This is a genomic window from Streptomyces sp. NPDC093591 (genome assembly GCF_044764885.1).
Classification (GTDB): Bacteria; Actinomycetota; Actinomycetes; order Streptomycetales; family Streptomycetaceae; genus Streptomyces.
Genome location: NZ_JBIWIY010000014.1, coordinates 268,755 through 290,400, shown reverse-complemented (window position 1 = coordinate 290,400; position 21,646 = coordinate 268,755). Strand labels below are relative to the sequence as shown.

The following is a 21,646-nucleotide window of genomic DNA, read 5'->3' as shown; positions in this document are numbered from 1 at the left end:
CGAAGGATTCTGTGTATGACACAGATACAGCCGCCGCAGGACACATCGGCTCCGCAGGAGAACTCGCCTCCACGGCCCCGAACCTCGTCCGAGTCCGACGGGCAGGTCTCGCCCGGCCCCTCGATGGGACGCCTGGTCGGGTTGGATCTGGCCCGCGCGCTGGCGGTGTTCGGCATGTACATCGTGCACATCGCCCCGATGCCGTCGGCCGGGAACGACCTCGGCAGCTGGGTGTACTCCCTGGCGGAGGGGCGCTCGTCGGCCCTGTTCGCCACCCTCGCCGGGTTCTCGCTGATGCTGATCGCCGGCCGCCTTGAGCCCAAGACCGGCCTGGCGGGCCGGCAGGCGAAGGCCCGGATCGCCATCCGCGCCGTGATCCTGCTGGCGCTGGGCACGGTGCTGGCGATGGAGTACGGGGACATCATCATCCTCGCCTACTACGGCGTCTACTTCCTCCTCGCGCTGCTCCTGGTACGACTGAGCGCCAAGACGCTGGCGATCATCGCGGCGGGGATCGCGATCGTCATGCCGCAGCTGGCGTTCGTCCTGAAGATGTGGCTGAGCGACTCCGTCCAGCAGAGCATCAACGCCTACGACCCGCTCGAGAAGCTCAGCACCGTGGGAGTACTCGATCTGCTGCTCACGGGCCTCTACCCGACGATCACGTGGATGGCGTTCGTGATCGCCGGCATGGCCCTGGCCCGCCTCGACCTGACCGCCGCCACCGTCCAGCGGCGCCTGGCGGCGCTCGGTGCAAGCCTCACCGTAGGCGCCTACGGCCTGGCCGCGCTGCTGGGTGGCACGAGCGCGGTGTTGAGCTTCGGGGGAGGCGGAGGGCCGTCCAGCGGCTCCGGAGCGGGGTCCATGGGCAGCGGCCCCCGGGCAGGGTCCATGGGCAGCGGGTCCATGGGCAGTGGGTCCATGGGCAGTGGGTCCAGCGGGCCCGTGCAGTCGGCCTCGGACCTGCTGGGTGCCGTGTCGCACACCGGCACCACCCTCGACACCATCGGCTGCCTGGGTGTCGCGATCCTCGTGATCGTGGGCGCGACGGTGGCGATCGACCGCGTGCCGCGACTGCGTCGCCTGGCGAAACCGGTCATCGCCGTGGGCACCATGTCCCTGACGGCGTACGTCGGCCACTTCCTCGCACAGTCCGCGTGGCCCGCTTCCGGCGCCGGCACCACCAAGTCCTGGGTGCCCGTGCTCCTGTACATCCTCGGGGCGATCGTGTTCGCCGCGATCTGGTCCCGCTTCTTCCGCCGTGGCCCCCTGGAGTATCTCCTGAACGCCGCCACCAAGCCGGCCAAGTACATCCGCTGAGGTCCGGTCGGGGTGGCTCGGCTCCATGCCCCATCCCGACCTGGACAACCCGCCCGGCCCGCAAGGGGATTCCCCTTGCGGGCTTTGGCGTACCCGGAAACGCGCATGGCGCCCGTCATCGGGTGCCATGCGGGGAGGGACAGGGATGAGCGTGGTCGCCCGGGCCGGGTGGCAGCGGAGTCGAGCGGTGTGCGGGTCGTGCGCGTGTGCTCAGCGATGGCCCTCGATGGCCCGGAGGAGGTGGGCGAAGGTGGTGCGGGCCGTCGGCTCACCGATGGCCGATGGACTCGTCCCGGTTGATGGGGTTGTCGGCGAACAGGCCGTCGAGGAACCGGCCGTTGCCGTACAGCACGGCGAAGATGCCGAGGTCGCCACGGGGGCGAAGTCCGAGGGCGCCGATGAGTCCCGGGCGTGGAGCGGGCTGCCGGCCGATGCCCATGCGCACCGGATCGAGCGGGCGGCCGTCCGGCCTGTTCAGGGAAGCCTGCCGGCCCTTGGCCATGAGCACGGGCCTGGAGACTCCAGGATGAGGTGACGGACTGGAGGATGAGGTGACGGACTGGGCGGGGAAGCCGAATGCCTGGTGATGCAGCCGCTGTCCTCAGCCTCACGGGTGGTGGAGTGCGGCGGTGTCCGGCAGCAGTCCGGTGCCGCCCCGCCACCCGGCCGGGGTGCCCCCGCCGTGCGGCGGGGGCACCCCGTGGATGACCTTTCCGTAAGGGCCCGCCTCACTCGCGAGGGCGCCCCGCCGAGGTCAGCAGCTGCGTCGCCGCGAGCTGCGCGTACAGCTCGTCCTCGGTCACCAGCTCCTCGTGGGTGCCGACTGCGCGGACCTTGCCCGCGTCCATGACGACGATGCGGTCGGCGTCCGTGACGGTCGACAGGCGGTGGGCCACCACCAGCACGGTGGTCTCGCGTGCGGTTTCGGCGATGACGTCCCGCAGTGCCAGCTCGTTGACGGCGTCGAGCTGCGAGGTCGCTTCGTCCAGGAGCAGCAGCCGGGGCCTGCGCAGCAGCGCGCGGGCGATCGCGATGCGCTGCCGCTCGCCGCCGGACAGTTTCGTACCGCGGTGCCCGACCGGGGTGTCCAGGCCGTGCGGGAGACGCTCGACGAGGGCATCGAGCCTGGTCCGGGCGAGGACCTCGCGCATGTCGTCGTCGGTCGCGCCGGGCGCGGCGAAGACCAGGTTCTCCCGCAGCGTGCCGGCCAGCACCGGCGCGTCCTGCTCGACGTACCCGATGACGGACCGCAGCTCGGACAACGGCCACTTCGTCACGTCCTTGCCGTCGACCAGGACACGGCCGCCGGTCGCTTCGTAGAACCGCTCGACGAGCGCGAAGACCGTCGACTTGCCCGCGCCGGAGGGGCCGACGAACGCCGTCATTCCGCCGCCCGGCGCCTCGAAGTCCACCCGCTGGTGGATGTCCGGCGACCCAGGCCCGTACCGGAAGGACACCGCCTCGAAGCGAACCGACGCCGGACACGGCCGCACCACCTGGGTCGCCGCGGACCGTACCGACCGGTGCCGGTCCTGCTTCTCTGTCTTCGCTGTCTTCTCTGTCTTCGCTGCCTTCTCTGCCTTCTCTGTCGCCAGGCCGTCCACCTGCGCGATCCGGGCGATCGCGGCCGCGCCCTCCTGGTAGTGGGACGCTGCCTCGACCAGCTGGTACACCGGCTCCATCAGGTAGAAGAGATACAGCAGGAACGCGATGAGCGTGGAGACCGGCATCTCCCCGGACGCCACCCGCGCCCCGCCGACGGCGAGGACCGCGAGGAACGCCAGCTCGACGGCGAGGTTGTCCGCCGAACCCAGCACGGCCTCCCACTTCGCGCCGCGCACGCCGTGGCGCCACGCCCTGCGTGCCGCCGCCTCGACGCGAGCGGTCTCCCGCTCCTCGGCACCGGACGCCTTCACCGTGCGGTAAGCGCCGAAGACCCGTTCCAGGCCCGTGGACATCTCCCCGACAGCCGCCTGCGCACGCTCGGCGGCCTGCCCGATCCTCGGCAGCACCAGCGCGGCAGCCACACCGACGACCGCGACCACGCCAAGCGTGACGCCCAGCAGGACGGCATCGAGGAACGCCATCACCACGACCGCCGCGACCAGCGTCACCGCCCCCGTCGCCCCGGAGACCACCGCCTGGGTGCTGACGGCCCGCAACAGCGTGGTGTCGGAGGTCACCCGGGACATCAGATCGCCCGGCTGCATCCGGTCCACCTCCGCGAGGCGCAGCCGCAGCAACCGTCCGATGAGGCTGCGGCGGGCGGCGAGCACCACCGACTCCGCCGTCCGTTCCAGCACATAGGCGCCGAACGCCTCGGCCACCATGCTCAGCAGGACCAGAACGGTCATGGCCAGCAGGATGGTGCCGATCGTGCCACCGGACGAGAGCCGGTCGACCAGCGTCTTCGTGGCCAGCGGCTGCAGCAGCCCGCCGGCGGCCCCGGCCAGCGCGCACAGCAGACCGAGCGCGACGGCCCACCGGTGCGGACGGACGTACCCGTACAGGGCCTTGAGCGTCTCGCGGGCGCGCAGGGACTCGGCATCCGTCGCCTCTGGGGCGGATGCGGTGTTCACAGGATTCCTTTCTTACGGGGTCGGCCGTGCACCGCGTCAGCGGTTGCGGGCATCGGCCCGCGGGTGCGCGGATGGCGCACCGTGTGTCATGCCGCCAGCCTGGAATCCCCGGCCTTCCGTCGGCCATCCGGCAATCGTCGGGTGCACCCCCGCCAAGTGGCTGGAGCCACCCGCGAAGGGGTGGGCGGGGCGGGTCAGAGGCGTCGGGCCGCGCGCAGCCCTTGGGCGTAGTAGCCGGCACCGTCGAGCCGTGCGGTGCCGCCCTTGTCGCCCATGGTGGGGCCGCCCGCGTTCTTCCGGCTGGAGATGAAGCGCGGGTGGTCGGCGGTGTCCAGGCCGAGGTAAATGCCGATGTGGCCGATCCGTCCGCCGGGCAGCTCCCGTGTTCTGAAGAAGACCAGGTCGCCGGGCTGGAGCTGCTGGATGACAGCGGGGCGGCGGTCGCTGAGGGGGATCACGGGCACGCCGAGCCGCCCGTGGGCGATCGCGTCGGGGGTCCGCTGCAGCCCGCCACCCGCCGCGCTGTCCCTGCTGTTCAGCGGGAACCCCGAGCGGTATCCGTACACCAGCCGGACATAGCCGGAGCTGTCGACGGAGCGCGCGCGGTCCTTCTCGGGACGGCGGGTGACCGTGTCGGGGAAGGTCCAGGGGACGCCCAGGTAGTCGTAGAAGTCCGAACCCGTGCGCGGCTTCGGCGACTTCGGCTTCCCTTGCCCGGCACGCGCGGAGTCGTCGGCAGTGTCGGGTGTGTAGCGGGCGGCACCGCTGTATTCGACTCCCGCTGACGTCGTACGGACCGGGGCACCGGCGACGTAGTCGAAGGCCGTGGCGAGGATGTCGGGGTCCCGGCTGCCGAGCCGGGACCCGAGCCAGGTCCTGAACCAACCGCTCTTCTCCGCGCCACGGGTCCAGGCCTTGGGCAGCAGCCGCACCCAGCTCTTGGTGACGACCTTGGCATCCGTCGTACGCGGCTCCGCGAACGTCCTGCTGGGCCCTGTCAGTACGGCCGTACGGGCGCCGTCGGTGAACGTGGCGATGACGGTGCCGCGCGGGTCGCGGGCGACCGTGCGGGCGGGGTTGCCGATCCGCTCGAAGCGCAGTGGGCCACTCCTGACCCGGATTCCGGCACCCAGCGATGCATGCGATACATGCGGTACCTGTGACACCTGCGAGGCCTGTGATGCCTCCGGACGGTCTGTGCGATGCCTGAGCTGCAGGGACAGCCCGCAGCTCGCCGCGAGCAGGACAGCTGTCACCAGGGACAGGGCCGCGTTCCTGGTCAGGGAGAACCTACGGATTCCGGGCTGGAGGCGTTTCAGGCGTTTCAGGCGTTTCACTGGTCAACTCCGGTGGGGGGAAAGAGGGATGGGCCACAGGCCGGTGGGGCGGCGGCTCATTTCGTGGGCAGGGCGCCCAGCAGCAGCCCGGACACCAAGATCACGTAGGTGGCGAAAGTGACCGCGCCGGTGGAGAGGACCGTCGCTGTCTTGGGCTGCCTCTCGAGCTGGTAGGCGATGAGACCGGGGACGATGAACCCGAGGGCCTGATGGGCGAACAACAGGGGGAACTCCTGCTGGAGCAACAGGGAGAGCCCGGCCTGGAGCAGGACACCGATGAGCACGACGGCGGCGAACAGCCGCTTGCCGTAGAGGATGACGAGTCGCTGCAGCAGCTTGGTCAGCAGGTAGGTCAGGCCTGCCACGCCCGCGACCATGGCGGCGCGTCGCAGATCGTCGACGAGGGTGAGGGCCAGCCAGCCGGGGGTGATCATCCCGCCCGGTGAGAGGTTCGTGGTCAGGTAGCACAGGAGGGAGAACACCAGACCGAGGGCGATGCCGATGGCTGCGATCTGGGGGGTGACTACTGCGGGGATCAACGCGGTGCTCCATGGGAGGAGTTGTGGTGGGCGACGAGTGATGTGGGGGCGTCGCTCGGGTTGGCGGGGTCGGCGGCGGCGTCGAGGTGGTCGGGCGCGAGTGCCGCGAGCCGCTCCAGGAGGAGTTCGCCCTGGCCATGGATGTTGCCGATGGCGACGAGCGAGGAGTCCGGGCCCAGGTGAGCCAGCAGGTCCGTGGTGAGCCGGCCGGGGTCGCGGCGGTCGCCGCCGAGATCGACGACGTTCCCGGTCCAGTGGGCGGGTATGGCGTCGGCGGCCGACCTGGTGGGGTGGCCGATGAGGAACACCGTCTCCGGGTCGAGCCGGGGGATGAGCGCGCCCATCTGCCCGTTGCGCTCCACACGGTCGGGACGGCAGTTGATGACGACGTGCAACGGACGGTGGATCGCGCCCAGTTCGAGCAGCTGCTCGATGTTCATCAGCGTCGACTCGGGGTCGTTGGCGGCGAAGACGTTCGCGAATCGCAGCCGCTTTCCGTCGTGGGTGCGGTAGCGCTCGACGGACAGCACACCCGGGTCCGGCGGCGCCTCGTACATTCCCTTCAGCGCGGTCGCGCGGTCGACGCCGAGCAGTTCGGCGACCGCGAGTGCGATGGCGACGTTCTCCTTGAACGTGAACCAGCTGAAGCCGCGCAGCTCCTCGTCGGTGACGGTTTCCGGGTCGGCGTAGACCAGCTTGCAGTCCCGGGCGTCGGCCTCCTCCTGGAGGATGGGGAAGCGATCCTTCTCCGCGGTGACACAGATGCCGCCCTCAGGCATCGACCGGCACAGGGAGCGGGCCACGTCGTCCAGCGTCGGGCCCATCTCGGCGAGATGGTCCTCGCGGACGTTGCAGAGCACGCCGATGGTGGAGCGGATCAGCTTGGACTGGTTGATCTCCTGGAGTGCGGGCATGACGGCCATGCACTCCATGACCAGGACATCGGGCCGGTAGCCGGCGGCCCGCCGGACGATGCCGATCTGCTCCACGACGTTGGCGATGCCGAACTTGCGGTAGACCGGCTCCTCGGTGGCATCGGGGTGGATGAACCGGGCCGCGGTGCCCGTGGTCTTGGCGACGGTCACCAGCCCGCCGCCGCGCAGCGCGCCCGCGCACAGCCGGGTGATGGAGGACTTGCCTCGAATGCCGTTGACCAGCACTCGGGTGGGTATGGCGGCGAGATTCGCGTCATGGCGGCGCTGTTCGACGATGCCTGCGACGAGCAGGCCGAAGCAGCACGTCGCGAGGACGCAGTACAGGAAGAGCACGGCGGGTCAGCTCCTGGGACCGGGGCCGGACGGGGAAGTGGAGGGGGTGGGCGCGGCGTCCGGGGAACCGGGCGCGGGCGGTGCGTCGGTGCGCGGGAGCCGCTGTCTGATCAGTTCGAGGCTGCGGGCGACGGATCCCACCTCGTCGTGGTAGCGCGGGTAGAGCACCGTTCTGCGGTCCCCGGCTGCCAACGCCTCGGCACCCCGGGCGACTTCACGCAGCGGACGTACGACGACGAGGTACAGCCAGCCGATGCAGAGGGCGCCCGCGGACACCCCCAGCAGACCGACGAGCACGATCCGCCGCTGTGCCTCGTACTCGGGCAGGCCGATCCAGAACACCGGCCGAATCGAGGCGACCTTCCAGCCGAGTGCGCCCGCGACGCCCAGCTTGTCGTTGAACGGCGCCACCGCGGCGACCGCCGGATCCCGCCAGCCGAGCAGCAGCTCAGCGGAGCCCTTGGTCGTGCGGACGGCCTTCATCCGGGCCCGCAGCCGGCCGTCGGAGACCTGCCCGAAGGCCACGAACCCCTTGTTGGACGCGATGACCCGGTGCGCGGAGTCCACCAGCCACACCGAGCCGAGACCGGGTCGGTCGAGGATGCCGGTCAGGTACCGGACCTTGAACTCACCCACGACATAGTGGCGTCCGGACCGCGCCTGCGCTCCCTTGACCGGCTGAGCTGCCACGGCGGCGAGCACCGGTTCCGTGCCGGAGGTGTTCGTCTGCCTGACCCCGGTCCTGATGCGGGCCTTGTTCGAGGTACGGGGTTCATCGCCGGCGCGGGCGAGGATCTTGCCGGTGACGTCGGCGACGTACAGGGACCGGTATCGGCCTTGCTGCTCCAGGGATCTGTCGAGGACCGTGCGCGCCTCCTCCGGCCGGGAAGCGTCGATCACGGTTGCGAGATGGGTGAGATCCGCGTATCCGTCGTTGATCCCCCTGCGCACGCGATCCGCCGTCGTCTCGGTGCGTTGCCGCTGGTCGTCGGAGATCAGCCGCGGTACGACCGCGGCTGGGTGCGGCAAGGTGCTGCCGAGCGTCAGCAGCATCGACGCGGGCCAGGCCAGCAGAGCGAACGCGCACACCACGAGGACGGTGCGCAGTCCGAGCCGACGCCGTCCCTTGCCCGTCCCGCGCAGGACACGCCCCTTGGCCGGTGACTGCGCGACCGTCTCCTGCGACGGCCCGCCCCCGCCACGGAGTTGACGGCGCAGTGCCTCCAGCGCGGCACCGACCCGGGCAGGTTCCCCGAAGCGGGACACGTGGACGGGAGCCGTGAGGTCACCCGAGCCGAGCCTTAGCGCTTCGCGGCGCAACCGCAGCACAGGCCGCTGCACCAGCATGTGGAGGGCGGCGGTGACCCCGGCCGCGAGGGCCAGGAGCACGGCCGCGGCGAGGAGGGCGAGACGCAGGTGACCGGTCCCGGCCCCATGACGCTCGGTGGGCACCGTCGTGACGACCGTCAGTCCGAGTGCGCTGCTCGGACTCTCTTTGGCGGCAGACCCTCGGGCTACGGCGGCGTACCCGACGGCGGTACGGGTGTTGCCGTCCGCTGCCCGGACGAGGCTGCCGCTCGGACCGTCGAAGCCGCCGGCGCCGGTGTCCGACGGTCCCTTGCTCTGCGCCTCGCGGGCGGCGGTGCCGGCCAGCTCCCTGGCCCGGTCGGTGCCGGATCCCGGCCCGGCCGAGGTGAGAGTGGCCCCGTCACGGTCCACGACGTTGAGCGTGTGCTTCTTGCCGACGGAGATGCCCGGCAGCTTCACGCTCTGGGAGGCGACGAGCAACTCCTGCCTGCCGCCTTGCGACAGCGTCGCGAAGGCCAGCAGCCGGGTGACGCCCGAGTCGTCCCGCACCAGTCTCGGTGGCGGGTTCGCCGGCAGTCCCCGAAGGTTCACCTTGCCGAGCGGTAGGGCCTCGCCCTGGGCGGCGAGCAGCCGACCGGTGGACCGGTCGACGACGGCGGTACCGCGCCACTTGCGGTTGGCCCGGTCGAGGCGGGTCAGCATTCCGTCCGCCGTCAGGGACGTGGAGCCCGCGAAGTCCGCGGCCGCTGCCCGCAGATCGGTGACGCTCTGGTCGACGGCGGCCTGCAGCGCGACCGCCCCGTCCTCGGCGATGTGCTGCTGGGAGCTGAGGACGGCCTCGGGAACGCCCCGTTCGGCATCGCTCCCGACGGCGAACACCGTCAGGCCCGCGACGAGCGCCAACAGAACCGGCAGGGCCGCCAGTGGCGGCCGCACACCTCCTAACACCGCCATGTCCGCCCGACGCCGAGCCGGGCTCTGCGTGGATATCGGGGATCGAGTGGTGGCCAAGAAGAATTCCTTTCCAGAAAAGAACCTCTTGGCCTGTCTGACGACGGGAATGCTTCGCCGGTTTATCGGGGAGATGTGACGGTGCTCACCGAAAAAAAGAATTTGCAAACCCATCTGACCTGCAGATTTGTCTCACCTGTGCGCATGGTGAATTTAGGCTTCACGGAATGCGAACAATTACTGCGAACCGACCCGCGAGTGAGGCGAGAATTACCCGCGAGGATTATTTTGTATTTCTTCTGCCTTGCCCATCCCGCAGTCGGCTGTTTCACCCCCGCCGATCGGCGGGGGTGTGGCAGTCGTAGAGGCCGAAGTTGCCCCTGGTGCGCCAGCCGTAGGCCCCGGAGCGGATGCGCTTGCAGTGGGACTTCACCCAGGCCGCGGCGGGAGTGGTGGGTCGCAGGTGAGTGAGCAGCACGTAGCGGAGTTGGTGAGTGGCGATCAGGTTGCCGAGCTGCGGGGCGCTGGGGAAGGGGGTCCTCCCGGTGAATCCGCCCATGACGAGCACGGGTTGGGCCTGAGCGCGCAGCAGACGTTCCGCGGGGTAGGCGGCCTGGGTCGCGAGCAGGTACTTCTCGCCCTTGCGGTGCGCGATGAGGTAGTCCAGCAGCGCGGCGTCGCGGGCGCTGGGCCGGTCGAGCTCGGCCCGGCGGAGAGCGCGCGGGTCATGGAGAGCCCTGTGGTGGAACTCGCCGACCGGACCGGCCGTCGGGGACGTGGCGGCGCCCGCGTAGCGCGGGTCGAGGGACGAGACGGCCCAGCCGGCGGGTACGAGCAGAGTGGCCGCGATTCCGGCGGCCAGAGAGCCTTGGACCAGCCGCCGGGAGGCGCGTGACCCGCTGGACCACAGGCCGAACGTCCCGCACACCGCGAAGATCACGGCGAACACCAGCAGCCGGGAGGCGAACCAGGTCGGCCGGTCGAGTACGAGCGCCCAGGCCACCGTCAGCACGATCGCCGACGGCAGCCACAACCGTCGCCGGCCGCCCGCCTCGTATGCGGACCAGAAGAGCGCGAGCCCGCCTCCGGCCAGCGCGGCGATCGCCGGTGCGAGCACGGCCGTGTAGTAGACGTGATTGCCGTTGGACACGCTGAACACCACGGCATGTATGGCGAGCCAACCGCCCCACAGGAGGAAACCCGCACGCAGTCGGTCGGTCCGCGGCTCATGGGCGCGCCAGATGAGGGCGGTGACGACGGCGAGCACGGCGAGCGGCAGGAACCAGGCGATCTGCGGGCCGACGGTGTGGTTGACGAGCATCCCCCAGCCGGTGTTTCCGGTCATACGGCCGGCGGCGGTGGCCGGGACGGCGCCGAACGCGGTGGCGTCGTCGCTGAAGCGGCTCAGACCGTTGTAGCCGAAGACCAGGCTGAAGGGGTTGTTGTTCGATGTAGCGTCGATATAGGGGCGGTTGTCCGCGGGAGTCACCCACGCGATCAGCGCCCACGAGCAGGAGACGGCCAGCGTGACCGCACCGCTGAGCAGCAGGCGCAGAGCCCTCTGCAACGGCGGCTTGGGCCCGGTGAGTTGATGGACCACGGCGAAGACCGGCAGAACGAGCCAGGCCTGCAGCATCTTCGTCTGGAAGGCGAGCCCGACCCAGACGCCACACGTGATCAGCGGGAGCAGCCGCCCGGTTCGCACCGCCTTCTGCATGGCTCCGGCGGCTGCCACCAGCAGCAGAGTGAGTGCGGTGTCCGGGATGGTGGCCCTGTTCAGTACCACGGTGACCGGAGTGAAAGTGAGCGTCAGCGCGGCGATCAGTGCGGCGAACGGCCCGGCCCATGCCCGTACGATCCGGTGCAGCAGCCATACGGTGAGCACGCCCTCGATCACATGGGGCAGCGCGGCCGCCCACGTGTGCGGCCCGAAGATCCATACGGAGACGGCATCGGGCCAGAAGGCGCCGGGCACCTTGTCGAGGGTGATCGAACCGCTGGTGTCGAGACCGCCGAAGAAGAAGGCCCGCCAACTGGTGGCCATCGACCGTATCGCCGCGCTGTAGTAGGGGTGGATCGCGGCCTGCCCCATGCCCCAGGCGTACAGCAGCGCGGCGACGCCCAGCACCGCGGCCAGCGCCGGGCGTTCCCAGCGCGCCGGAGCCTGCGGCCGGTCGGCGCGGCGGTGCGATTCCTGGCGGAGGCCATGGGAGCCGGTGCTCCGGGCGGTGGGGATGGCGGCCACGGTGAAGGTCCCTGGATCAGTGTTGAGGCGGAATGGCAGGTGAGAGGCGGAAGGCTGCACGGGAGTCGCGGGCACCGCACGTGCGTGCCGTCCGGCGGTACGCCGCCCGACAGACCGGCGATGCGCGTCGAGGGGGGCTCCGGCTTCCGGCTCCCGCACGCCGGAGGCCGACTCACGCTGTCGCTCATCCGCGGAGTGCTGAAGCACACCGGTGATTCGAACACTGAGTGAGCCACTTGCCGCCCTCAAGGACGACGGCTGACACTCGCCGCCCCCCTCAGGGCGAGACCCCGAGCAGCAGTCACTTCTTTGTACGGACTTCCCGGGGTGCCCGCCCGAGGCTCAGCGGACGCGATTCGCCAGTTTGGTGGCGCTGTTGAGCAGGTACTCCAGCGGTCCGCGTCGGAAGAAGCGGGACCAGATCGCCGCGAACACGGTGGCCCCGACGATGAAGCAGAGCAGCAGCGCGACGGAGGCGGACTGCGGCGGGGTGGCCGCTTCGCCGGGCAGGGCGAGGATGACCAGGATGTGGCCGACGTAGAGGGTCAGGGACATGGTGCCGACGGCGATGATCGGAGTTGCCGGCCGGCGCAGCCAGGGCAGTCGGTCCAGCGCCACCGTCAGGCACAGGAGCGTGGTGATGGCGATCCCGATGCTGCCGATGAGGTCGAACGTGGAACCGGTGTGCGGCTCGGCCGCCAGGAGCCCCCATGCGTCGGCGCCCCCCAGCCCGCCACCGACCGGTGAGTCGAAGGATCCCGCCGCCATGCCGGGGTCCTTCATGGCGCCTGGGTCCTTCATGACAGGCATCCCGGCCATGATCTTCTGAGCGCCGCCGGTCAGCCGGAGCACCAGCCACGAGACGCCGTATCCGAACGCGATCAGCGCGGGACCCACCACGGACAGCTGCCGCCGCACCGCACCGGAGCTCAGATCCAGTCGGCCGAGCGTCATGCCGGTGACCACGAACGTCATCCAGGTGATCGCCGGGTAGAGGCCGGTGAGCAGGAGATCGAGTACGCCCACGCCGGAGATGCGCGCGATCGGGTCGTACGAGTCGATGCTGTGCACGATCGACTCGGTGAGCAGCGCCCGGATCACATACGCCACCTGTGGCGTGACGACCGCGAGCGTCACCGCGATGACCGCGAGCGTCCTGGCCCGCAGCCGCAGCAGGGGCAACGCCAACAGGAAGTACACCGCGTAGAAGTTGAGGATCCCGGCGCCGCCGAAGTTGGTCATCGCCAACGCGCTGCCCAGCACCAGCAGGATCACGGCCCGGATCACGATCCGGGCCTTCGCCTGCCGGCCGGCCAGTCCGGTCTTCGGCTCGAGGCGGCCCGCGATCAGCATCAGCGAGAACCCGGCGAGGGTGGCGAACAGTGCCGACGCCCGGCCGCTCGCCAGCTCCAGGAACCAGTCGCCGACGCCGCCGCCTGGCGTGGGTGCGGGGCCGACATGCACGGCGAACATTCCGAACACGGCCAGTGCACGGGCGAGGTCCACCCCGACCAGCCGCGCCATCGGCGCGGGACGTTCCGTCGCCGTGGCGGACTCGGGTGAGGGTAAGGGCCGGGGAGGCGTCCTGTTGGCGCTTTCGATCTCGGTCACCGGGACAACCCTGCCGAGGCGGGGGGTGGTCGACCATCCGCCGGGCTTCGGAAGGTGTCCCGCCGGTCGGCCAACTGCCCCCCTCCGATTGGCGGGGGTCGGTCTCGGCCGTACACGAACGACTGTGGTCGCCGACCTGGTCGCCGGGACGCCGCGGGTCAGCAGGCTCACCACGCCCGCGTTCTTCGGCACCGCCGCATCGGGACAGAGGTCGGTGAACATCCCCGCGCTCTCGTCGTACTCGCGTCCGTTCCGGGCGCTGTTGCCGGATCTGCCATCGCAACGGCCACTCCGGATCAGTCCGGCAGGCGATGCCCGCTGGTCGGTGCGAAGCGCCGCGCGCCGTATGGCTCAGCCGCTGGCGGTTCGCGTGCCCAGAGCGTGCCCGTAGGCACGGACAGCCACGGTCAACAGCGGTGCGAACGGCCCGCGCAACGGTACCGGCGCGGCGAATCCATGCAGGTCAGCGGCCATTCGGCCGCCCAAGCGCCGTCGCTTCCCAAGCTGAGAGCGCGAGTTCGATTCTCGTCACCCGCTCCATGAATAAGGCCCAGGTCAGCGACCCGGGCCTTTTTGCATGTTACGCCGGGTCGATGCGGGAGACGCTGCCACGCAGATCGAGCACGTACAGCTCGCCATTGCCTCCCTGCACGAACGAGACGACCCGGCCGCCGTCGACTCCGAGGTCGCTCACGCCGGTCACCTTGCCGTTCTCCATCTGCAGGGCGCGTACCGTGCCGTCGCAGAAGTCGCTGAACACGTACTGACCCTTGAGGTCCGGGATCGCCTCGCCTCGGTATACGTATCCGCCGGTCACCGAGCAGCCCAGCCCGCTGCGGTCGTACTCGTGGATCGGCGGCACGTGGTTCGCGGGCTCCGTGCCGCCCCGGAAGGGATGGTTGCCCTCCATCTGGGACCAGCCGTAGTTCTCGCCGCCCTTGCTGGTTGCCGGGGCCCAGTCGATCTCCTCCCAGGCACTCTGGCCGACGTCCCCGATCAGCAGGTCGCCCGTGCCTGCGTCGAAGGAGAACCGCCACGGATTACGCAACCCGTACGCCCAGATCTCGTCCTTCGCGTTCGGGTCGTCCACGAACGGGTTGCCCGGCGGGATCGCGTACGGCTTGCCGCCGCTCGGGTCGATCCGCAGTAGCTTGCCGAGCAGCGTGTCGAGGTTCTGCCCGTTGCCGTGCGGGTCGCCGCCCGAGCCGCCGTCGCCGAGCGCGATGTAGAGGTAGCCGTCGGGGCCGAACGCGATGTCGCCGCCGTTGTGGTTCGCGTAGGGCTGTGTCTGGGTGAGGACGGTGCGCCGGGTGCCCGGCTGGATCTTGCCGTCCCGCATCGCGAACTCGTCCACGGTGCTGGTGCCTTCGCGGTTCGTGAACGAGACGTAGAAGTGCGCGAACTCCTTGTCGAACGCGACGCCCAGCAGGCCGCGTTCGCCGTCGGTGGTGGTCTCGCCGGATATGTCGAGGACGGGCTCGCCGAGCCCCTCATCGTCCAAGACCCTTACCTTGCCTCCGCGTTCGGCTATCCAGACCGTGCCACCCGGACCGGCGGCGCCGGCGGTTGGATTCTGGGCCGTGGCCACTTGCTTGAGCACGACCTTCGCTGCCTGACGTGGGGCGCTGAGCTCGTCGGCAGACGCCGTGGTCAAAGCGAGGGAAGCGACGAGGCAGAGGGTGCCGATGAGCGCCGAGCTTCTGGTGCGAACTTTCACCGTGATCCTCCTAGAGGCGGCGAACGGGGGGAGGTCACCCGGCTGCCAGGGGCAGAGTCAGGTGGGTGTCGTCCACGCCGGCACGCAACCTGGGGGGTGGGGGGATTGGTGCGCTACTGGCCACAGGTGAGGCTACCGGGACAGGGGTTGTTGAAATAGACCACACTCCGCCACCCATTTACCGCCGCTCCGCTTTCCGTCGCGCCCTTCGCCTCCCCGTTCCCCGTTCCCCGTTCCCCGGCACTCTGCCTCGTACGACGCCTGTGTGGTGACCGGCCGTGCCCATAGCGTGCCCTTAAGGGCGGAGAACCACGGTCAACAGCGGTGCGAGCCGATGGCCACCTCCACCCTCGGCGGAGGCATACGCGCTGGTCAGGAACGTGAAGCACGTCGGGCGCCGTCGCTTCCCAAGCTGAGAGCGCGAGTTCGATTCTCGTCACCCGCTCCATGAGGGTGACCGCGAGGAACAGCACGCTGGTGACCACCGTGCCCAGGCCGAGTCCGCCGTCCGCGGCCGGCTGCGACAGATAGTCGCCCACCGAGGCACCGAGCGGCCGGGTGAGAACGTACGCGATCCAGAAGCTCCACACGGCGTCGAAGCCCAGCGCGAAGTGCACCACGCCGACCGCGGCGATCGCGAGGGCGAACAGAAGCGCCGACACCCAGTATCCGAGGGACATGCGCTCGGCCACCAGGTCACCGGCCGCCGTGCCCAGCGCGAAGGTGAACAGCACCGCGAGCCAGTAGAACGACTCACGGCCGAGGCTGTCGATGCTGTGGATGGACAAGGTCCGCTCACGGCGGTACCAGACGACGAACACGACCGCGAGGACGAGCGCGAACACCGTGGTGCTCAGCTCCAGCGGGACCCCCAGGTTGTCGGTGAGGTTGTCGCTGATCAGGGTGCCTACGACGCTGATCAGGGCCACGGCCGACCAGTACACGCCGGCTCGGTAGGCGGTCGTACGGAACTGCTGGACGAGCACCGCCGCGAGCAGCACGCTCATCAGCAGCGACACCCCGGTCAGGCCCAGGCCCAGCTTCTCGTTCAGCATGTCGGCCGCCGTCTCGCCGACCGTCGTGCACAGCACCTTGATCACCCAGAAGTACACGGTGACTTCGGGCACCTTGTTCCAGCGCAGACGGTGCCGGGCCGGGGCCGACGCGGAGGCGTGGGCGGCGGGGGCGGCGGGAGTTCGTGGAGTTTCGGATGTCTCGTATGCCATGGGGCCCGACCGTGCCACCGGCTGCCTGAACGCATCCTGACCGGCATCTCCGTACACCGAGGGGGCCACGGGTCCCGGACTGTGCGGATCAGGCGTCGGCCGGCTCCTCCAGGGATTCGGCCCGTTCAGGGACGCGTCCGGTATCAGCCGGTGTCGCCGTCCCCCTGTTCGCCCTGTTCGCCGCCGGGGTGAGCATCTCCGTTCCCGTGCTGGGCCAGGTGTTCACCCGCCCCGAGCCGCTGGGCGTGGTGCTTGGCCTGGTCGTCGGCAAGGCCGTGGCCATCTTCGCGGGAACCTACCTCGCCGCCCGGTACACCCGGGCCCGGCTCAACCCCGACCTGGCCTGGGCCGACGTCTTCGCCCTCGCGGTTCTCGCCGGAATCGGGTTCACCGTCGCCCTGCTCATCGGCGAGGTGGCCTTCGCCGACCCGGCCGACACCCAGCGGATCAAGGCCGCCGTACTGGTCGGCTCACTGCTCGCCGCCGGCATGGCCGCGCTGCTGGTGAAACGCCGTAACAGCATCTACCGCAGGCTGTGGGAGGCGGAACACGTCGACGAGGACGCCGACGGCATCCCCGACATCTACCAGCGCGGCACGGGCCCGAGCCGTGCCCGGCGCCGCCGGTGACGGCTGAGGACCGACAGCCCGCCGCAGGAGACGGCCACACCCGGTGACCGTAGGCGCACACCGGCACCGGCGTGCGGCCTCCGCCGCGCGGCTGATGTCCGACGAGGAGGCGACCGGCTACGTCATCGACGCCCGAAGCGCTGAGGATGCGTGGGAGACGGACGGCAGGGCCCGGGCACCACACGGGTGACCGTGACGGTGACGGTGACCGCTTCCGGGGCGGAGTGTGCGGCGAGGTGGGAGATGACAGCGGCCCGCACCTGGTGGTGGACGTTCCGGGCGGTGTCCAACGCCCTGGGGCCTTCGGCCAGGACGCAGCGCACCTCGACGCGCCATCCCGGGCCGTCCGGCGCCCGGTCGATGCGGACGACGCGGACGCTCGCCTCGGACGGGATGCGTTCAGCTGTCGTCTCCGGCCGCGTGGGCGAGGCGGCCGCCGCGAGGCGGTGAGCGAGGCGTGGCTGCAGGCCGGCCACGCCGGGAACCGCGAGGGCCGCCTCGGCCGCGACGCGCAGGAGAGGGGTCGCGTCGGTGGCAGCCATCACGTACCACCACCTGTGAGGTGCCCGGAGCCCGCCGGGCTGAGGGGCGGGAACGGCTCCAGCACGTCGACCACGATGATGTCGACGGCCGTCACCGCCAGCCCCAGCACCTGGTCGGCGGCATCGATGACCGATCGGCGTACCTGATGGGCCCTGTCGGGCAGCGGGCGGTCGAGGGCGGCGGCCAGGGTCATGGTCACCCGCACGCCGGTGCCCTCACCCGCGGGGACGAGCCGGCAGGTCGCGGCCCGCGCACCGGGCACCGTGTCCGCGGCCTGCCGCAGCACTTTCGCCGCGGCGCTCTCGGCGATCCGCAGATCCAGATCCGTGTCGGCCAGTGGCAGCAGCCGTCCGAGGCGGACCTCGGCCCTGACGACGCTCATGACCCGGTCGGCGAGTGCCTGCAGGCCGGGCGGGTCCTTGGCGCGCATCGCCCGCGTGGCCGCGTTCACCGTGGCCAGTCCCTCGACGGCCTCGCGGCAGTGGGGACATGCCATGGTGTGCGGATCCGCGGCCGGCGCCGCGTCCTGCGCCTGTTCCCACACCCGGCTGAGCAGGCGGCCGCACGGCAGTACCTCGTCGCCTGCGAGAGGGACCGCGTCGTCCACGGCCGGGGTGTTGCGAGGCCCGTCGGTTCCGGGCGGTTCGGACGGCCGCGCGTGCGGGTCGTCTAGCGCCATGGGGCCATCGCCTCCTTCAAGGACCGGCGTGCCCTGAACAGTCTGCCGCGCACGGTCTGCTCACTGGTCTGTGTCACGTGGGCGATCTCCTTGTAGGGCAGGCCCTGCAGTTCCCGCAGGATCCAGCAGACACGCTGTCCGGCGTCCAGTTCGCCGAGCGCGCCGGCCAGGGCGGCCGTGGCCGCGTTCTGCTCCGCAGCTCGGGCGGGCGAGTTCCACTCGTCACCCGTCGCGGGTTCGGCGACGGCGTCCAAGGGGAGGGGCGGAAGTCGGCGGCGTCGCATGGTCAGGCAACGGTTGACGGTGATCCGGTACATCCAGGTGCGGAATTGCGCACTGTGGCGGTATTCCGGCAGTCGCCGCCAGGCGCTGACGAAGGCGTCCTGGACAGCGTCCTCGGCGTCCTGGGCGTTGCCGAGCATGCAACGGGCCAGGGCCAGGAGGGTCCGGCTGTGCCGCTGGACGAGAACAGCGAAGGAGTCCTCGTCTCCTTCGGCCGCCCGCACGGCCAGCAGTCCGTCCGGCAGGTCGCATCCCAGAGGTGGGAAACCGGTCCGCTCGATCATGCCGCTCCTGCTCACGGCTCGGGACGAACGAACGTGTACCCCGCTCCTGCGACTGTGATGCACATCACAGTCATTGCATGTGAGAAGCCGACCGCCCCATATGTCCAACCTTCTGACGGGCATCACATCGGTGCCCGACCGACCGATCGAGGCGACCGCCATGACGGACAACAGCACCAGCGTCGGCAAGGGCAGCCGGCCCGACGGAGACACGAGCGCGCTGAAGGGCCGTACCGGGGCCGGGGCTCCGGCGGAGACACGGGGGAAGACCACCATCGCGGACGGCGTGGTGGCCAAGATCGCGGGCATGGCCACCCGCGAGGTACCGGGCATCCACAACCTCGGAGCGGGGATGGCCCGCGCCATCGGCGCCGTGCGGGAGCGCGTCCCGGGCGGAGGCGGCGGCGTCACGCGAGGGGTGAAGGTCGAGGTCGGGGAGCGCCAGGCCGCCGTGGATCTGGACGTCGTCGTCGAGTACGGCGTCTCCATCGTCGAGGTCGCCGGTGACGTGCGCACCAATGTGATCGGCGCCGTGGAGCGGATGACGGGCCTGGAGGTTGTCGAGGTGAACATCGCCGTCGATGACGTCCACCTCCCTGATGAGGAGGAAGAGTCAGAAGAGTCCGAACGGGATGAGGGCCGCGTGAGGTGACCCGGCCGTGGTCAACCGCCGTGCCCCGGCGTGAGCGGGTGATCACATGGATGGCGCTCGCGAGACGGGTGAGTGAGTGATGAACACAGCGACTACGGGCCTCGCGGCCGGCATGGCCCTGGGTTTCGCCGGTTACTTCGGCGGCTTCTGGGCGTTCCTGCTCGTTCTGATCCTGGGCGCGGCGGGTTTGATCGTCGGCCTCCTCCTCCAGGGTGACCTCGAACTTCCCGCACGGAGGCAGCGGTGAGCGCCTCACCCGGCTCCGCCGGACCCCCCGGCACCGCGCGCAGTCCATCGCCGCGGGCCGTCGACCTGCCACCCCCGGCCGATCGGGGCGCCACCGTCATCCCCGACAAGGTGGTCGCCCGCATCGCCACCCAGGCCGCACGGGCGGCTCAGTCCCGGCGCGCCGCCCTACCGCCCGACCGGAGCGGATCGGCAGCGGCGAGCGCCTCCGCTGCCATCCGCACCGGATCGGTGCGCCTCCACCTGGCCCTGGACCTGCCCTATCCCACCGACATCCCCCACGTCTGTGAGCGGATACAGCACGACGTCGCCGAGCGGGTGGCCCAACTGACCGGCCTGCACATAGCAGAAGTCACCCTCACCATCCGGCGACTGGTGAGCGTCACCCACGCGAATCGGGGACGGGTCCGGTGAACCACCGCGCCCGGTCGCCCGACATGCCGCACACGAAGGAGGACCGGAATGACACTCGACCCGGGCCCTCCCGGCCGCAGTTCCGCACCGCCGGTGCGCCCTGACACGGTGTCACCGGCGAACGAGCCGACCGAGTCCGAACCGCCCGAACGCGACACGCCCCGACCGGACGCGGCCGCGGGCGACCGCAACGGACACCACACGACCCACCGCCCGTGGTCGGCGCGCCGCCTTCCGGCCGCCCTGGTCGCCTCGGCGACTCTCGTGGCGGCAGGCGCGGCACTGTTCGATGTCGTCGCCGTACGGGCCGGACGCCAGGCAGCAGCCTGGCGAAAGCACCTGGCCGACGAACTGGCCACCCGACCGGTGGACGACGTGTGGATGCTCACGGGAGCCGCCGTGGCCGCTGCCGTAGGCGTCTGGCTGATCACCCTGGCACTCACCCCCGGCCTACGGCGCCTGCTGCCTCTGCGATCCCCTCCCGGCTGTCCCTCGCCCCACCTGCGGGCATCACTGGACCGCGACGGCGCCGCCGCCCTGCTGCGCGACGCCGCCATGCGGGTACCGGGCGTCAGCACGGCTCACATCCGGGTGCGTCGCCACCGCATCAAAGCCCGCGCGGACATCCGCTTCCGCGACCCCGAGCAGGTCAAGAACGACATCTCCGCCGTCCTCAACGAGGAACGCAACCGGCTCGCCCTGTCCCGTCCTCCCCGCATCGTCGTACGTGTACGGCAACGCACCGTCTGACGACACCCCGCAACGGAGCCCGACCATGACGCCGCGACCCGTGCTCAACCGCATTCTGCTGGCCCTCACCGGACTGGTACTGCTCGGCGGCGGCCTGCTGATCATGGCCGCCGGGTTCGACCTCTACCGGCGACACGACCTGGCGCCGCCCGCCGGCTGGCCCCTGACCACCCCGGACGACATCCTGCTCAGCTCCGCCGACCGGGCACGCTGGAGCAGCCAGGGCTGGTGGTGGTGGCCCGCAGTCATCGCCACGCTTGCTCTCATCACCCTGCTCGCCCTGTGGTGGCTGCTCGCCCAACTGCGCCGGCGCTACCCCGGCGCGATGCCCGTCGGCGGCACACCCCCGCAGGAAGGCGTCGAACTGCGCGACCGGGCACTCAGCGACGCCATCGCCACCGAGGCCCGCGCCCTGCCCGACGTCCAGCAGGCGGACGTCCGCATCACAGGCCGGCCTGCCCACCCGCGCACCCACATCACCCTCACCCTCACCCCTCAGGGAACGCCGGACGCTGTCCTCAACGCACTCTGCGAGGGGCCGCTGCACGCCGCCCACCAGTCCACCGGCTCCCCGCACATGCCCACCGAGGCCCAGCTGCGCGTCGCTCGCCACAAACCCCACCGCGCGCAATAGAGCCGGGGCAAGCGCTCGCTGCCGGACTTGCCCCTGGGCACAGGGCTCGGGAGGGCCGACCACCACGGTCCCCCCTTCCCTCCGGGCCCCTCGCAGTTCACAGTGGAACCGGAACTACTCCCCAGGGGAGGCGTCATGATCATCCTGGGCATCATTCTGCTCGTCATCGGCTTCATCGCCGGCATATCCATCCTGTGGACCATCGGGATCGTCCTGGTGGCCGTCGGAGCGATCCTGTGGGTCCTGGGCGCGATGGGACGCGCCGTCGGCGGACGACGCCACTACTGGTGACCGGCCAGGAACCGCGCCTCCGAGGGCTTGCAACGCAGGGGTGGGGGCCCCGCCCCGAGGGACCGCATGGCCTTCCTGACAGGACAGGGCCGGGCGCCGCCGCGCCCGGCCCCGCACTGGCGCGGGTGCCGTCCGGACCGG

Annotated in this window: 19 protein-coding genes and 2 pseudogenes; 8 read left to right on the top strand and 13 right to left on the bottom strand. The window is 70.7% G+C overall.

Translation table 11 applies throughout. The annotated features are described in order from the left end of the window. Positions 1–15: 15 nt before the first annotated feature. Positions 16–1,320, top strand: a complete 1,305-nt coding sequence (locus ACIREI_RS28925; protein ID WP_403338723.1) for a DUF418 domain-containing protein — start codon at positions 16–18, stop codon at positions 1,318–1,320. A 268-nt stretch (positions 1,321–1,588) separates the two neighbouring features. Here the strand turns inward: ACIREI_RS28925 and ACIREI_RS28920 are convergent, their stop codons facing one another. The 10 genes and pseudogenes from ACIREI_RS28920 to ACIREI_RS28875 form a co-directional block, all read right to left on the bottom strand. Further along, a complete protein-coding gene (locus ACIREI_RS28920; protein ID WP_403338720.1) occupies positions 1,589–1,828 on the bottom strand; it encodes a hypothetical protein in 240 nt (79 codons plus the stop codon). 220 nt (positions 1,829–2,048) lie between these two features. Further along, positions 2,049–3,899 (bottom strand): ABC transporter ATP-binding protein, encoded by a 1,851-nt coding sequence (locus ACIREI_RS28915; protein ID WP_403338718.1) that lies wholly within the window; start codon positions 3,897–3,899, stop codon positions 2,049–2,051. A gap of 194 nt (positions 3,900–4,093) precedes the next feature. Then, entirely contained in the window at positions 4,094–5,236 is a 1,143-nt protein-coding gene (locus ACIREI_RS28910) for an NlpC/P60 family protein (RefSeq protein WP_403338715.1), read from the bottom strand. Positions 5,237–5,292: 56 nt separating this feature from the next. Beyond that, complete coding sequence (locus ACIREI_RS28905) at positions 5,293–5,775, bottom strand: poly-gamma-glutamate biosynthesis protein PgsC/CapC (protein WP_403338712.1); 483 nt, start codon at positions 5,773–5,775, stop codon at positions 5,293–5,295. Then, complete coding sequence (gene pgsB, locus ACIREI_RS28900; RefSeq protein ID WP_403338710.1) at positions 5,772–7,043, bottom strand: poly-gamma-glutamate synthase PgsB; 1,272 nt, start codon at positions 7,041–7,043, stop codon at positions 5,772–5,774. Before pgsB ends, ACIREI_RS28905 begins: the two co-directional genes overlap by 4 nt. 6 nt (positions 7,044–7,049) lie before the next feature. Beyond that, entirely contained in the window at positions 7,050–9,362 is a 2,313-nt protein-coding gene (locus tag ACIREI_RS28895) for a HAMP domain-containing protein (protein ID WP_403338707.1), read from the bottom strand. A 268-nt stretch (positions 9,363–9,630) separates the two neighbouring features. Next, on the bottom strand, positions 9,631–11,547 hold the full coding sequence (locus ACIREI_RS28890; RefSeq protein ID WP_403338705.1) for an ArnT family glycosyltransferase: 1,917 nt from the start codon (positions 11,545–11,547) through the stop codon (positions 9,631–9,633). Positions 11,548–11,889: 342 nt separating this feature from the next. Continuing rightward, positions 11,890–13,158: a DUF418 domain-containing protein gene (locus ACIREI_RS28885; RefSeq protein WP_403338702.1), complete on the bottom strand. Its 1,269-nt coding sequence runs from the start codon at positions 13,156–13,158 to the stop codon at positions 11,890–11,892. Between the two features lie 580 nt (positions 13,159–13,738). Beyond that, positions 13,739–14,875 (bottom strand): PQQ-dependent sugar dehydrogenase, encoded by a 1,137-nt coding sequence (locus ACIREI_RS28880; protein ID WP_403338699.1) that lies wholly within the window; start codon positions 14,873–14,875, stop codon positions 13,739–13,741. A gap of 449 nt (positions 14,876–15,324) precedes the next feature. Continuing rightward, positions 15,325–16,101 (bottom strand): annotated as a pseudogene (locus ACIREI_RS28875) (hypothetical protein); the annotation flags it as partial. A gap of 86 nt (positions 16,102–16,187) precedes the next feature. Here ACIREI_RS28875 and ACIREI_RS28870 point away from each other — a divergent pair. Then, positions 16,188–16,730, top strand: a pseudogene (locus ACIREI_RS28870) (Na+/H+ antiporter NhaA); the annotation flags it as partial. A gap of 122 nt (positions 16,731–16,852) precedes the next feature. Here ACIREI_RS28870 and ACIREI_RS28865 read toward each other — a convergent pair. The 3 genes from ACIREI_RS28865 to ACIREI_RS28855 are packed head-to-tail and all read right to left on the bottom strand — an operon-like array spanning position 16,853 to position 18,518. After that, positions 16,853–17,272 carry a hypothetical protein gene (locus tag ACIREI_RS28865; RefSeq protein ID WP_403338697.1) on the bottom strand — a complete coding sequence of 140 codons (420 nt, stop codon included), beginning with the start codon at positions 17,270–17,272 and terminating at the stop codon, positions 16,853–16,855. Then, on the bottom strand, positions 17,272–17,952 hold the full coding sequence (locus ACIREI_RS28860; protein ID WP_403338695.1) for a hypothetical protein: 681 nt from the start codon (positions 17,950–17,952) through the stop codon (positions 17,272–17,274). The genes ACIREI_RS28865 and ACIREI_RS28860 overlap by 1 nt, the downstream gene beginning before the upstream one ends. Then, positions 17,943–18,518 carry an RNA polymerase sigma factor gene (locus tag ACIREI_RS28855; RefSeq protein WP_403338692.1) on the bottom strand — a complete coding sequence of 192 codons (576 nt, stop codon included), beginning with the start codon at positions 18,516–18,518 and terminating at the stop codon, positions 17,943–17,945. Before ACIREI_RS28855 ends, ACIREI_RS28860 begins: the two co-directional genes overlap by 10 nt. 160 nt (positions 18,519–18,678) lie before the next feature. Between ACIREI_RS28855 and ACIREI_RS28850 the strand changes: the two genes are divergently transcribed. The 6 genes from ACIREI_RS28850 (at position 18,679) to ACIREI_RS28825 (ending at position 21,505) form a co-directional block, all read left to right on the top strand. Further along, a complete protein-coding gene (locus tag ACIREI_RS28850) occupies positions 18,679–19,170 on the top strand; it encodes an Asp23/Gls24 family envelope stress response protein (RefSeq protein ID WP_403338771.1) in 492 nt (163 codons plus the stop codon). Between the two features lie 79 nt (positions 19,171–19,249). After that, the gene (locus ACIREI_RS28845) at positions 19,250–19,417 is read left to right on the top strand and encodes a hypothetical protein (RefSeq protein ID WP_356577431.1); all 168 of its coding nucleotides are present in this window, start codon (positions 19,250–19,252) and stop codon (positions 19,415–19,417) included. Next, positions 19,414–19,830 carry an Asp23/Gls24 family envelope stress response protein gene (locus tag ACIREI_RS28840; RefSeq protein ID WP_403338689.1) on the top strand — a complete coding sequence of 139 codons (417 nt, stop codon included), beginning with the start codon at positions 19,414–19,416 and terminating at the stop codon, positions 19,828–19,830. Before ACIREI_RS28845 ends, ACIREI_RS28840 begins: the two co-directional genes overlap by 4 nt. Before the next feature lie 48 nt (positions 19,831–19,878). Continuing rightward, on the top strand, positions 19,879–20,580 hold the full coding sequence (locus tag ACIREI_RS28835) for a DUF6286 domain-containing protein (protein WP_403338686.1): 702 nt from the start codon (positions 19,879–19,881) through the stop codon (positions 20,578–20,580). A 25-nt stretch (positions 20,581–20,605) separates the two neighbouring features. Further along, on the top strand, positions 20,606–21,214 hold the full coding sequence (locus ACIREI_RS28830) for an alkaline shock response membrane anchor protein AmaP (RefSeq protein ID WP_403338684.1): 609 nt from the start codon (positions 20,606–20,608) through the stop codon (positions 21,212–21,214). Between the two features lie 135 nt (positions 21,215–21,349). After that, positions 21,350–21,505, top strand: coding sequence for a DUF6131 family protein (locus ACIREI_RS28825; protein WP_403338681.1), 156 nt, complete (start codon positions 21,350–21,352; stop codon positions 21,503–21,505). Positions 21,506–21,646 lie beyond the last annotated feature (141 nt).